Source organism: Methylobacterium sp. WL116, assembly GCF_008039455.1.
Classification (GTDB): domain Bacteria; phylum Pseudomonadota; class Alphaproteobacteria; order Rhizobiales; family Beijerinckiaceae; genus Methylobacterium.
In genome coordinates, this window is the sequence record NZ_VRUV01000104.1 from 1 (window position 1) to 11,326 (window position 11,326).

An 11,326-nucleotide genomic window follows, 5' to 3' on the forward strand; every position below is an offset into this window, starting at 1 on the left:
GCTACGGCACGCGGCTGATCAACGGCGGCATCGGCCATGAGCTCGGCGGGACGGTGCAGCTCGAGTTCGACCGCTCGGGGCTTCGCTGCACCCTGGACGTGCCGCTCGACGCGCAGGATCGCTTCACCTCGTTCCACCCGGAATCCGGGATGCCGATGTCGGCGGCCTGACCGCGCGCCCCCGGCCGGGACCGGCCGGAGGCGGCAGACCATGAACGGCCGCGTGCGGATCCTCCGCGGATCCCCTCGATCGGCGGGGTCGGGTCCGGATCGCGGCTCGGCGACGACGAGCGAGACGCCGGGGTGTCCCGCGACAGCGGGCGCGTCGCGGCTCCCCAGAGGATTGCGCATCGATGCTCGAGGCTTTCTTCGACCGCCCCGCGGCCGCCGTCGCGCAGGATCTGATCGGCGCGCGACTCTTCGTCGAGGCGGTCGGCGGCCTCGTCGTCGAGACCGAGGCCTACGACCGCGCCGATCCGGCGTCCCACAGCTTCCGGGGGCCGACGAAGCGCAATGCCAGCATGTTCGGGCCGCCCGGCCACGCCTACGTCTATCGCTCCTACGGCCTGCACTGGTGCCTCAACCTCGTGTGCGAGCCCGGCAGCGCGGTGCTGCTGCGCGCCATCGAGCCCACGCAGGGCATCGCGGCGATGCAGGCGCGCCGCGCCACGACGGAACCGCGACTGTTGTGCGCGGGGCCCGGCCGCCTGTGCCAGGCGCTGGGCGTCACCGATGCGCTCGATGGTCGTTCCCTCGCGGGCCCGCCGTTCCGCTTCGCGCCTCGGGGCCGGCCGGTGCCCGTCGTCGTCGACCGGCGCATCGGCATCACGCGCGGCGCCGAGACGCCCTGGCGTTTCCTGCTCGCCGGATCCCGGTACGTCAGCCGCCCCGCACGGCGCATCGCCGCAACGGACGCCTGACCTCGGGCGCCCCGCACCCCGAAGGCGAGCGGAGGTCCGGCCCGGTCGCGGGCAGGGGAGGCCCACGCTCATAGGCCCCGGCCCGACCGGCATGCGGCGCTCCGCGTCACAGGGCCAGCGGCGCGTTGTCGACGACCTCCTTCATCACGAAGAACGTCCGCGTCTGGCGCACGCCGGGCAGCGCGATCAGCGTGCTGCTGTGCAGGCGGTTGAAATCCCCCATGTCGCGCACCCGGATCTTGAGGAAGTAGTCGAAATCGCCCGCCACCAGGTGGCAGTCGAGCACGGTCGGCATGGCGCGGGCCGCCGCCTCGAAGGCCGCGAAGCTCTCCGGCGTCGAGCGGTCGAGCACCACGCCGACGATCACCAGCGCGCCGAGGCCGACCTTGTCCGGCGCCACCTGGGCGCGGACCGCCTTGACGTAGCCCTCCGCGAACAGCCGCTGCGTCCGGCGATGGCAGGTCGCCGCGCTGGTGCTCACGCGCTTGGCGATCTCGGCGTTGCCCATCCGCCCGTCCGCCTGCAGCAGGCGCAGGATCTTCAGGTCGATCCGGTCGAGCCCCGCGTCGGTGGACGAATCTCTCATGACCCCGCCGCCTCACGATCCATCGAGCGCCATATGCCGGCGATCAAGGGAACACGGCGGCAAAGCGCGCGCCACCCTTCGAGAGAACCTTCCGGGACGGCTGACGCCCACCGCAAACGGCCGAGACCGTTCGCGGCGCGCCGACGTCTCAGGCGGCGAGGGCGGCCGCGATGTCGCGATCGAGCGACGCGGGCTTGGCGGTCGGCGGATAGCGGCCGATCACCCGGCCGTCGCGGCCGACGAGGAATTTCGTGAAGTTCCACTTAATGCCGGCCGTGCCGAGGAGGCCGGGCTTCTCGCTCTTGAGATGCCGGTAGACCGGGTCGGCGCCCGCCCCGTTGACCTCGACCTTCGCCAGCAGCGGGAAGCTCACGTCGTAGGTCAGGCTGCAGAACTGGGCGATCTCGGTGGCGTTTCCCGGCTCCTGCGCGCCGAACTGGTTGCAGGGGAACCCAAGCACCACGAGCCCGGCCGCGCGGTGCTTCTTCCACAAGGCCTCCAGCCCCTCGTATTGCGGGGTGAACCCGCATTTCGAGGCGGTGTTGACGACGAGCACGACCTTGCCGCGGTACTGCGCGAGGGGATGCGGAGCGCCGTCGGCGCCCTTCGGCGCGAAGTCGAACAGCGTCATCGGGCCGCCGTCCGCCGCTCGACGAGGCGGGCCAAGTACGCGGACCCGATCGGGATGATCGTGTCGTCGAAATTGTAGCCCGGGTTGTGCAGCCCGGCTCCGGTCGAGGCGCCGATCCAGGCATAGGCGCCGGGCACCGCCATCGCCATGTCGGCGAAGTCCTCGCTGCCCATCTTCGGGCTGGAATTGAGGTCGACCCGCTCGGGCCCGAACAGCTCGGTCGCGGTGTCGATCGCGGCCTGGGTCTGGTCGGGGGCGTTCTCCAGCACCGAGAACTTGTCCTGGATGTCGACCGTGATCTCGGCGCCGTAGGCCGCGGCGTAGCCCTTGGCGAGCTCCCGCATCCGGTCGTGGCTGAGCTTGCGCAGGTCGCGGTCGAAGGTGCGGATCGTGCCGGCCATGTGCGCGGTGTCGGGGATGACGTTGTAGGCCGAGCCGGCGTTGAACTGGGTGATCGACAGCACGATCGACTTGAGCGGGTCGGCGTTGCGCGAGACGATCGACTGCAGCGCCTGCGCCAGGGCCGTGCCGACGACGATCGGGTCGATGCCGCTGTGCGGCTGCGCCGCGTGGATGCCGCGGCCCTTCACGTGGATGTCGAAGAAGTCGGCCGCCGCCATGATCGGGCCGGGGCGCAGCTTGATCATGCCGTGCGGGCCGCTCGGCTGGTTGTGCAGGCCGTAGATCTCGTCGCAGGGAAAGCGCTCGAACAGCCCGTCGGCGAGCATGGCGCGGGCGCCGCCCAGCCCCTCTTCCGCCGGCTGGAACACGAACACCGCCGTGCCGTCGAAGTCGCGGGTCTCGGCGAGGTACCGGGCGGCGCCGACGAGCATGGTGGTGTGGCCGTCGTGCCCGCAGGCGTGCATCTTGCCGGGGATGGTCGAGCGATAGGGGAGGTTGGTCTCCTCCGCGATCGGCAGCGCGTCCATGTCGGCGCGCAGGCCGATGCGACGGCCGTTGTCGCTGCGGCCCTTCAGGATGCCGACGACGCCGGTGCCGCCGACGTTGCGATGGACCTCGATGCCGAAGCCCTCGAGCAGGTCGGCGACGATGCCCGAGGTGCGCACCTCCTCGAACCCGATCTCGGGATGGGCGTGCAGGTCGCGGCGGAGCGCGGTCAACGCGTCGGCGTAGGTCGTAATGCGATCGATCGGGCTCATGGGCGTCAGGACTCTTCCGGGCTGGGCCGTCGGAACGGCGTCAGGGTGTCGAGCTCGTCGACCATGGCTTCGACATGGGCGCGCTCGCGCTGCAAGTAGTCGGCCACCGCGCGGCGCAACGACGGGTCGGCGATGTCGTGCGCGGAGTGCATCAGCACCGGCCGGTAGCCGCGTGCGAGCTTGTGCTCGCCCTGCGCCCCGGCCTCGACCCGCTTCAGGCCGCGCGCGATCGCGAAGTCGATCGCCTGATAGTAGCAGACCTCGAAATGCAGGAACGGGTGCTCCTCGATGCAGCCCCAGTTCCGGCCATAGAGCGCCGTGTCGCCGATCAGGTTGATCGCGCCGGCGACGTAGCGGCCCTCGCGCTTGGCCATGATGAGAAGCACGCGCTCGGGCATCCGCTCGGACAGGAGCGAGAAGAAGCGCCGGTTGAGGTAGGGCCGGCCCCATTTGCGCGCGCCGGTGTCGGTGTAGAATTCGTAGAACGCGTCCCAATGCGCCTCGGTGAGGTCGGCCCCGGTCAGGTGCTCCACCGTGATGCCGGGCGACAGCGCGTCGCGCCGCTCGCGCTTGATGCTCTTGCGCTTGCGCGAGGCGAGCGCCGCGAGGAAGTCGTCGAAGCCCGCGTAGCCGGCGTTCTCCCAGTGGAACTGCTGGTCGGTGCGCTGGAGGAAGCCGGCGGCGCCCGCCCGCTCCCATTCCGGCTCCTGCATGAAGGTGACGTGGATCGAGGAGGCCTTGGTCTCGGACCGCAGCGCCCGCAGGCCGGCGACCAGGGCGGCCGTCGCGGTCTCCGGGTCGGCGCCGGGCGCGATCAGGAAACGCGGGCCGGTGACGGGGGTGAACGGCACGCTCACCTGCAGCTTCGGGTAGTAGCTCCCGCCGGCGCGCTCGAAGGCGTCGGCCCAGCCGTGGTCGAAGATGTATTCGCCCTGGCTGTGGGATTTCAGGTAGCACGGCACGACCCCGAGCAGCGTGTCGTCGCGCTCCACCGAGACGTGCAACGGAAGCCACCCGGTCCGGCGCGAGACGCAGCCCGAATCCTCGAGGGCCGAGAGGAAGGCGTGGCTGACGAAGGGGTTGTGGGTCTCGTCGCCCGAGCCCAGCGTCTCGGCCGACGTGGCGCAGGCGTCCCAGGCCGCGGCCCCGATCTCCTTCAGGCCGGCGAGCGCGCGGACCTTGAGCAAGGTCTCGGAGGTCGCAGGCTCGTGCGGAGCACCCGGTTTTTCCATGCACGACAATCTAGCCCGCCGGACAGGGGGGACAAGGCGGAGGCGTGCATCCTGCCGTCGCAGCGTGGGGCATCGCCGTCTTCCGGTCTTGCCAAGCCGCTCGCCACCTTCCAACGGTCCGCATGGGAATCGACGGTCCCCTGAGAGTCGAGCCAATGCGCCTCAGCCACCCGCTCGCCTTCCGAAGGCGGACGCCGCCGGATGATTTCATCGAGGATCATCCGATCGAGATGTCGAACCTCGACGAGGCGGACCCGCATGTGCCGGGCACGATCTTCGCGTCGACGGCCCTCGGCTCGCACGGCCCCCAGGTGAAGTGGTATCCCGACCGTGCAGGGCGGACGTTACCGTGCCTCATCGTCTCGATCGGACCGAATCCGAGCGTCCGTGACGATTTCCTGCCGCCAATCGTGTCACGGGCCGCGGCCCCGAAGGTCATCGCGTGGGTGCGACCCAACCACGTCGCCCTGCTGGACTTCTGGACGAACGGCGCATCCTGGAACCGCCGTGAGGTCGCCGCCTTCCTCGATGGGCTGCTTCCCCCTCCCTGATCGAGCCTTGCCCTGATCGAACCCTGCCGTGACCGAACGGATCAGGCCGAAAACCCCTCGAACACCATCTGGTCGGCATGCATCTCGGCGAGCCGGCGCTGGTCCGGGTTGCGCACCGTCCAGGCCATCACCGGGAGATGGCCGAGCACGCGGGCGAGATGCGTCGCGGCGCAGGGCAGGTCGTCGACCCGCCAGGACACGAAGCCGGGCCGCGTCTCCGCGATGTGCAGCAGGTCCGAGAGCCGGCGCCGCGCCGAATCGGTGAGGCCGGCATAGGCCGGGTCGTCCTGGTTCGTCTCGCCGACGATGCCGCGCGGGATCGTCTCGGGTACCAGCCCGCGCAGCGCCGCGACCACCTGCGGGTCGAAGGATTTCACCGCCACCGGCCCGGCGTATTCGCACAGGATGTCCGCGACCCGGCGGGTCAGGGTGAGGTCGCCGGAATAGGACGACTTGATCTCGACCACGAGCGGCGTCCGCCCGGCGATCTCCGACAGGAAGGCCGGCAGCGTCGGGATGGTCTCCGCCGTGCCCGCGACCGTCAGGCGAGCGAGGTCGGCGCCCCGCATCGCGGCGACGGGGTCGGCGACGCCCGTCAGCCGCCCCAGCGCCGCATCGTGGAACACCATCGCCTCGCCGTCGGCGCTGATCTGCACGTCGCACTCGATGGCGTAGCCGCCGGCGATCGCCGCGCGGGCGGCGGCGACCGTATTCTCGGGGCGGCCCGCCGCGCGGTCGTGCAGGCCGCGATGGGCGATCGGCCGCGCGACGAGCCAGGAGATCCCGGCGGGCCGGCCCATCACCGCACCTCGAACATCGCCTCGACCTCGACGGCGGCGTCCAGCGGCAGCTCGGCGACGCCGACCGTGGAGCGGGCATGGCGGCCGCGGTCGCCCAGCACCGCGACCATCAGGTCGGAGGCGCCGTTCATGATGCCGGCGAGACCGGCGAAGCTCGGCACGCAGTTGATGAAGCCCCCGAGGCGGACGCATTGCACCACCCCGCGCTCGAGGTCGCCCACCGCCGCCTCGACCTGAGCCAGCACGTTGAGCGCGCAGAGCTTGGCCGCGGCGATGCCGTCCTCCGCCAAGACCTCGGCGCCGAGCTTGCCGACATGCGCCGGCCCGAGCTTGCCGTCCGCCCCGAAGCAGATCTGGCCCGAGATCACCACGAGGTTGCCGGTCCGCACGAACGGCACGTAGTTCGCGACCGGGGCCGCCGCCTTCGGCAGGGCGAGCCCGAGGCTCTCGAGGCGTTCCTTGACCGTGCTCATGGAGCGATTCCTCTGGTTCGTCGTCGGCGATGCGCGGGTTCTGGAGCACGGGCAGCACCTGCCGCGCAAGCGGCCCGTGCGAGGCATGTCGTAGGCAAGCCGGCAAACGACGCCTGTTTTGCAGGCATGTCCGGCACGAAGGCCGGCCCCATCATTGACAGCGCGGCCTCGTTTCATAGTAATCGCGCGCGTGCCGCCCCGGTGACGAGGCGGCACTTTCGTTTTTGCACGCAGGGCACACGTCCTGCACGCAACCTTCAACGCTGGGTCGTCGCCCGGCACGCCGACACGGAGACGGGATCGTGACATCCGCCCTTCTGCCGACCTATGCCCGGGCCCCCATCGCCTTCGAGCGTGGCGAGGGCGCATGGCTGGTGGCGCGCGGGGGCGAGCGATACCTCGATTTCGGCGCCGGCATCGCGGTGAACGCGCTGGGCCACGCCCACCCGCACCTCGTCGAGGCCCTGACCACCCAGGCGCAGAAGCTCTGGCACACCTCGAACCTGTTCGAGATTCCCGACGGCGAGCGCTTCGGGCAGCGCCTCGTCGACGCGAGCTTCGCCGACGTCGCCTTCTTCTGCAACTCGGGCGCCGAGGCCAACGAGGCCGCGATCAAGATGGCGCGGAAGTACCATGCCGCGGGCGGCCACCCCGAGCGCTACCGCATCGTCACTTTCGAGGGCGCGTTCCACGGGCGCACGCTGGCGACGCTGGCCGCCGGCGGCCAGCAGAAGTACATCGAGGGCTTCGGCCCGAAGGTCGACGGGTTCGACCAGGTACCCTTCGGCGACCATGCCGCGCTGCGCGCCGCGATCGGCCCGGAGACGGCGGCCGTGATGATCGAGCCGATCCAGGGGGAGGGCGGCGTCCGGCCAGTGCCGCCGCAATGCCTGCGGGGCCTGCGCGAGCTCTGCGACAAGCACGGCCTGATGCTGATCATGGACGAGGTCCAGACCGGCGTCGGCCGCACCGGGCGGCTGTTCGCCCACGAGTGGTCGGGCATCGCCCCGGACATCATGAGCGCGGCCAAGGGCATCGGCGGCGGCTTCCCGATGGGCGTGTGCCTGGCGACGCACGAGGCCGCCCGCGGCATGGTCACCGGCAGCCACGGCACCACCTTCGGCGGCAACCCGCTCGCGATGGCGGTCGGCAACGCCGTGCTCGACGTGGTGCTGGCCGACGGTTTCCTCGATCACGTCCGGCAGGTCGCGCGGGTTCTGACGCAGAAGCTCGGGGCCCTTCGCGACCGCTATCCCCACGTCGTCACGGCGATCCGCGGCGACGGCCTGATGCTCGGGCTCAAGCTCGGCGTGCCCAACACCGCGTTCGCGGCCGCCGCGCGGGCCGAGCACCTGCTGGTGATCCCGGCGGGCGACAACGTGGTGCGCCTGCTGCCGCCGCTGATCGTCACCGAGGCCGACGTGACCGAGGCCGTCGCGCGCCTCGAAGCCACCGCCGCCGCGTTCGACGGCGCGATGCGCGGCGCCGCCGAGTGATCCTTCCTCGGCTCCCGAAGGCGGAGCCGCCGACCGAACCCGGACATGATGTGTTGAGATGACTGCCCCAGCGAACGGCCAGAGCAGCGGCCAGACGGCCGGCGCGAGCGCGCCCCGCCACTTCCTCGACCTGTCGGACTTCTCCGGCGCCGACCTGCGCCGGGTGCTCGACGCGGCGGCCGCGATCAAGGCGCGCCGCCGCAAGGGCGAGGTCGCCGTGGAGCGCCCGCTCGCCGGCAAGAACCTCGCGATGGTGTTCGACCGGCCCTCGACCCGCACCCGCGTCTCGTTCGACGTGGCGATGCGCGAGCTCGGCGGCGAGACGCTGATGCTGACCGGCTCCGAGATGCAGCTCGGCCGCGGCGAGACCATCGGCGACACCGCGCAGGTGCTCTCCCGCTTCGTCGACGCGATCATGATCCGCATCCTCGATCACGCGCTGATGCTCGAGCTGGCCGAGAACGCCACGGTGCCGGTGATCAACGCGCTGACCAAGCTGTCGCATCCGTGCCAGATCATGGCCGACGTGCTGACCTTCGAGGAGCATCGCGGGCCGATCAAGGGCCGCACAGTGGCGTGGTCGGGCGACGCCAACAACGTGCTGACGAGCTGGGCGCACGCGGCCGCACGCTTCGACTTCACCCTCAACGTCGCCTGCCCGCCCGAGCTGGCGCCCCCGCCCGCGCTGATGGCCTGGGCGCGCGCCGAGGGCGCCCGCGTCAACGTCACCACCGACGCGTTCGCCGCCGTCGAGGGGGCCGACGCGGTCGTGACCGATTGCTGGGTCTCGATGGGCGACGAGGACGAGAGCCACCGCCACAACCTGCTCAACCCCTACCAGGTGAACGCCGAGCTGATGCGCGCCGCCGCCAAGGACGCGGTGTTCATGCACTGCCTGCCGGCCCATCGCGGCGAGGAGGTCACCGCCGAGGTGATGGACGGCCCGCAATCGGTGGTATTCGACGAGGCGGAGAACCGCCTCCACGCCCAGAAGGGCATTTTGGCGTGGTGCCTGCGGGCGAACGGGCTCTGAGCGGACGGATCGCCGAGGCCGTTCGGACGCAGGACCCGTGAGGTCCGCGGGCCTTGACCGTATGAACATCGTGTATACGTTCACGGCGTGAGATACCGATCCCGACCCGGTTGTGAGAGGCTGTCGCCGTGAGCATCGATGGGCTGAGCAACGTCCCGGTGCGGCGCGGGACGACGATCAACCTACGCGTCGAGGCCGAGACGCGGGACCTGATCGATGACGCCGCATCGGTGCTCGGCAAGACGCGGACCGAGTTCATGATCGACACCGCGCGTCATCACGCCATCGACGTGCTGCTCGATCAGCGCCTGTTCGTCCTGGACGACGCGCGGCATGCCGCGTTCGTCGCGGCCCTCGACGCGCCGCCGGTTGCGAGACCGAGGCTGAGCGCGCTCATGGAGAGGAAGCCGGCCTGGGAGCGATGATCGGCCCGCCGGTTCCGCTGGGTCCGGAGCACGGCCTCGATGGGTTCTCGTGCGGCAAGCCGGTGCTCGACGATTGGCTGAAGCGGCAAGCACGCCGCAGCGAGGGCCGGTTCGCCCGGACCTATGTGATCTGTGCGGACGGCACGGTGGTGGGTTATTACTGCATCTCCGCGGGAACGGTCGCCCGGGCGGATGCTCCGGGACGGATTCGACGCAACGCGCCGGAGCCGATCCCGGTCTCGATTCTGGGTCGGCTGGCCGTGGATCGGCGTTGGGCCGGGCGTGGGCTCGGTGCCGACCTCCTGGCCGATGCACTGCGCCGGATCGCCAATGCCGCCGAGGTGATCGGCATCGGCGCCGTCCTGATCCACGCGCTCGACGACCAGGCGCTGACATTCTACCGCAGCCGGGCGGAATTCCTCGCGTTCCCGGACAACTCGCGCACCCTGTTCCTGCCGATCGGCGCGCTGACAGACAGACGATGACGACCCGAACGCTTCCAAGCCGAACGTTTCCAGGCCAATTGCTTCCAGGATCGAATTGAGCACCATGACCGCCGGACACGACACCACCCCGATCAACGAAGGCAACGGTCACGACGGCGCCGACGACTGCGTGCTGCCGTTCTCCGTCGAGGCGCTCGACGTGCGCGGGCGCGTCGTCCGGCTCGGGCCGTCCGTCGACACGATCCTGCGGCGGCACGGCTACCCGGATGCGGTGGCGCGCCTGCTCGGCGAGGCGGCGGCGCTCACCGTGCTCCTCGGCTCGTCCCTGAAGTTCGAGGGCCGGTTCCAGCTCCAAACCAAGACCGACGGCCCGGTCGGGATGATCGTTGTCGACTTCGAGGCGCCCGACCGCCTGCGCGCCACCGCCCGCTTCGAGGCGGAGGCGATCGCGGCTCTGGGCACCGGTCCGCACAAGGCCGCCGAGTTGATCGGGCAGGGGCACCTGGCCATGACCATCGACCAGGGCTCGGCCGCGAGCCGCTACCAGGGCGTCGTCGCGCTGGAGGGACAGAGCCTGGAGGAGGCGGCGCACCAGTATTTCCGCCAGTCCGAGCAGATCCCGACGCAGGTGCGCCTCGCCGTGGCCGAAGCCTTCGAGGACGGGCAGAGCCGCTGGCGCGCCGGCGGGCTGCTGGTCCAGTTCCTGCCGCAGTCGATCGACCGGGCCCGCCTGGCCGACCTGCCGCCGGGCGACATCCCGGAGGGCCGCGTCCACCTCGACGAGAACGGCACCCAAGAGGACGACGCCTGGGTCGAGGCGCGCGCCCTGGTCGGCACGGTCGAGGACCACGAGCTCGTCGACCCGGCGGTCTCGAGCGAGCGGCTGCTCTACCGGCTGTTCCACGAGCGCGGCGTGCGGGTGTTCGAGGCGCAAGCGGTGCACGAGCAGTGCCGCTGCTCGCGCGAGCGGGTGATGGGCATGATCCGCTCGTTCTCGCCCGAGGAGCGCCGCGAGATGGTGGCCGACGACGGCCGCGTCGTCATCACCTGCGAGTTCTGCTCGCGCCGCTACGACCTCGACCCGGCGGAGGTCGAGGCGGAAGTGGGCGGCACGCCGAAGCAATAGAACGCCGCGCCGACGCGACGACGGCCAAGCTTGATCGAGCGATAGACTGAACTTCAGTTCATAAAAATCAGTTTCGAGGCGTGAAACGGTTTTCGAACCTTCGGCGTTTCGATGCTTCCAAGAACGTCGGAGGAAGCATCATGAAAAGGATCGCCATCGGGCTCGCAGCCCTGCTGCTCAGCACGTCGGTCTACGCCCAGGGCGCGGCCGGAAACGCGGCCGGCGCCGGGCCGGGCCGCGCGAATACAGGTTCGACGGACGCGACCGGCGGACGGCCGGGCAGCGACCGCGCATCGGGCGCGTCGTCCGGCGGCCGGATGTCGGACACGCGGGGCGAGGCCCGGAACACGACCGCGGGGAACGGAACCGGCGGCCGCGAGAGCGGCCTGCAGGCCGGGCGGTCCGATCGCCAGGGCGCCGATCGTGCAGGAGCCGATCGTGGAGGAGC

General features: G+C 70.8%; 13 protein-coding genes and 1 pseudogene. 8 read left to right on the top strand and 6 right to left on the bottom strand.

The features are described 5' to 3' along the window. Nucleotides 1-352 precede the first annotated feature (352 nt). Nucleotides 353-919 (top strand): DNA-3-methyladenine glycosylase, encoded by a 567-nt coding sequence (locus FV223_RS10520; RefSeq protein WP_147726997.1) that lies wholly within the window; start codon nucleotides 353-355, stop codon nucleotides 917-919. Between the two features lie 106 nt (nucleotides 920-1,025). On the opposite strand, the gene FV223_RS10525 is transcribed toward FV223_RS10520, so the two are convergent. The 4 genes from FV223_RS10525 to FV223_RS10540 all read right to left on the bottom strand — a co-directional run bounded on the left by FV223_RS10525 (nucleotide 1,026) and on the right by FV223_RS10540 (nucleotide 4,528). After that, nucleotides 1,026-1,505, bottom strand: a complete 480-nt coding sequence (locus FV223_RS10525) for an Lrp/AsnC ligand binding domain-containing protein (RefSeq protein WP_147726998.1) — start codon at nucleotides 1,503-1,505, stop codon at nucleotides 1,026-1,028. A gap of 148 nt (nucleotides 1,506-1,653) precedes the next feature. Beyond that, nucleotides 1,654-2,136 carry a glutathione peroxidase gene (locus FV223_RS10530; RefSeq protein ID WP_147726999.1) on the bottom strand — a complete coding sequence of 161 codons (483 nt, stop codon included), beginning with the start codon at nucleotides 2,134-2,136 and terminating at the stop codon, nucleotides 1,654-1,656. Then, on the bottom strand, nucleotides 2,133-3,296 hold the full coding sequence (locus tag FV223_RS10535; RefSeq protein WP_147727000.1) for a M20 aminoacylase family protein: 1,164 nt from the start codon (nucleotides 3,294-3,296) through the stop codon (nucleotides 2,133-2,135). Before FV223_RS10535 ends, FV223_RS10530 begins: the two co-directional genes overlap by 4 nt. A 5-nt stretch (nucleotides 3,297-3,301) precedes the next feature. Continuing rightward, complete coding sequence (locus tag FV223_RS10540; RefSeq protein ID WP_147727001.1) at nucleotides 3,302-4,528, bottom strand: GNAT family N-acetyltransferase; 1,227 nt, start codon at nucleotides 4,526-4,528, stop codon at nucleotides 3,302-3,304. Between the two features lie 230 nt (nucleotides 4,529-4,758). Here FV223_RS10540 and FV223_RS10545 point away from each other — a divergent pair, with 230 nt between their 5' ends. Then, nucleotides 4,759-5,079: a hypothetical protein gene (locus FV223_RS10545; RefSeq protein WP_147727002.1), complete on the top strand. Its 321-nt coding sequence runs from the start codon at nucleotides 4,759-4,761 to the stop codon at nucleotides 5,077-5,079. Between the two features lie 41 nt (nucleotides 5,080-5,120). Here the strand turns inward: FV223_RS10545 and FV223_RS10550 are convergent, their stop codons facing one another. Further along, nucleotides 5,121-5,879 carry a glycerophosphodiester phosphodiesterase family protein gene (locus FV223_RS10550; protein WP_147727003.1) on the bottom strand — a complete coding sequence of 253 codons (759 nt, stop codon included), beginning with the start codon at nucleotides 5,877-5,879 and terminating at the stop codon, nucleotides 5,121-5,123. After that, nucleotides 5,879-6,352: a RidA family protein gene (locus tag FV223_RS10555; protein ID WP_147727004.1), complete on the bottom strand. Its 474-nt coding sequence runs from the start codon at nucleotides 6,350-6,352 to the stop codon at nucleotides 5,879-5,881. The genes FV223_RS10550 and FV223_RS10555 overlap by 1 nt, the downstream gene beginning before the upstream one ends. 302 nt (nucleotides 6,353-6,654) lie before the next feature. Here FV223_RS10555 and FV223_RS10560 point away from each other — a divergent pair, with 302 nt between their 5' ends. The 6 genes and pseudogenes from FV223_RS10560 to FV223_RS31255 all read left to right on the top strand — a co-directional run. Then, nucleotides 6,655-7,848 carry an aspartate aminotransferase family protein gene (locus FV223_RS10560; RefSeq protein ID WP_147727005.1) on the top strand — a complete coding sequence of 398 codons (1,194 nt, stop codon included), beginning with the start codon at nucleotides 6,655-6,657 and terminating at the stop codon, nucleotides 7,846-7,848. Nucleotides 7,849-7,906: 58 nt separating this feature from the next. Continuing rightward, nucleotides 7,907-8,881 (top strand): ornithine carbamoyltransferase, encoded by a 975-nt coding sequence (argF, locus tag FV223_RS10565; protein ID WP_147727006.1) that lies wholly within the window; start codon nucleotides 7,907-7,909, stop codon nucleotides 8,879-8,881. 128 nt (nucleotides 8,882-9,009) lie between these two features. Next, the gene (locus FV223_RS10570) at nucleotides 9,010-9,306 is read left to right on the top strand and encodes a DUF1778 domain-containing protein (RefSeq protein ID WP_147727007.1); all 297 of its coding nucleotides are present in this window, start codon (nucleotides 9,010-9,012) and stop codon (nucleotides 9,304-9,306) included. Then, a complete protein-coding gene (locus FV223_RS10575; protein ID WP_147727008.1) occupies nucleotides 9,303-9,791 on the top strand; it encodes a GNAT family N-acetyltransferase in 489 nt (162 codons plus the stop codon). The genes FV223_RS10570 and FV223_RS10575 overlap by 4 nt, the downstream gene beginning before the upstream one ends. Before the next feature lie 64 nt (nucleotides 9,792-9,855). Next, nucleotides 9,856-10,878, top strand: coding sequence for an Hsp33 family molecular chaperone (locus tag FV223_RS10580; RefSeq protein WP_147727009.1), 1,023 nt, complete (start codon nucleotides 9,856-9,858; stop codon nucleotides 10,876-10,878). 140 nt (nucleotides 10,879-11,018) lie between these two features. Next, nucleotides 11,019-11,326: pseudogene (locus tag FV223_RS31255) on the top strand (hypothetical protein); the annotation flags it as partial.

Bases quoted from the DNA above. Each gene is read 5' to 3' on its own strand.
- FV223_RS10520 (WP_147726997.1), top strand. From the start codon at position 353: ATGCTCGAGGCTTTCTTCGACCGCCCCGCGGCCGCCGTCGCGCAGGAT.
- FV223_RS10525 (WP_147726998.1), bottom strand. From the start codon at position 1,505: ATGAGAGATTCGTCCACCGACGCGGGGCTCGACCGGATCGACCTGAAG.
- FV223_RS10530 (WP_147726999.1), bottom strand. From the start codon at position 2,136: ATGACGCTGTTCGACTTCGCGCCGAAGGGCGCCGACGGCGCTCCGCAT.
- FV223_RS10535 (WP_147727000.1), bottom strand. From the start codon at position 3,296: ATGAGCCCGATCGATCGCATTACGACCTACGCCGACGCGTTGACCGCG.
- FV223_RS10540 (WP_147727001.1), bottom strand. From the start codon at position 4,528: ATGGAAAAACCGGGTGCTCCGCACGAGCCTGCGACCTCCGAGACCTTG.
- FV223_RS10545 (WP_147727002.1), top strand. From the start codon at position 4,759: ATGTCGAACCTCGACGAGGCGGACCCGCATGTGCCGGGCACGATCTTC.
- FV223_RS10550 (WP_147727003.1), bottom strand. From the start codon at position 5,879: ATGGGCCGGCCCGCCGGGATCTCCTGGCTCGTCGCGCGGCCGATCGCC.
- FV223_RS10555 (WP_147727004.1), bottom strand. From the start codon at position 6,352: ATGAGCACGGTCAAGGAACGCCTCGAGAGCCTCGGGCTCGCCCTGCCG.
- argF (WP_147727006.1), top strand. From the start codon at position 7,907: ATGACTGCCCCAGCGAACGGCCAGAGCAGCGGCCAGACGGCCGGCGCG.
- FV223_RS10575 (WP_147727008.1), top strand. From the start codon at position 9,303: ATGATCGGCCCGCCGGTTCCGCTGGGTCCGGAGCACGGCCTCGATGGG.
- FV223_RS10580 (WP_147727009.1), top strand. From the start codon at position 9,856: ATGACCGCCGGACACGACACCACCCCGATCAACGAAGGCAACGGTCAC.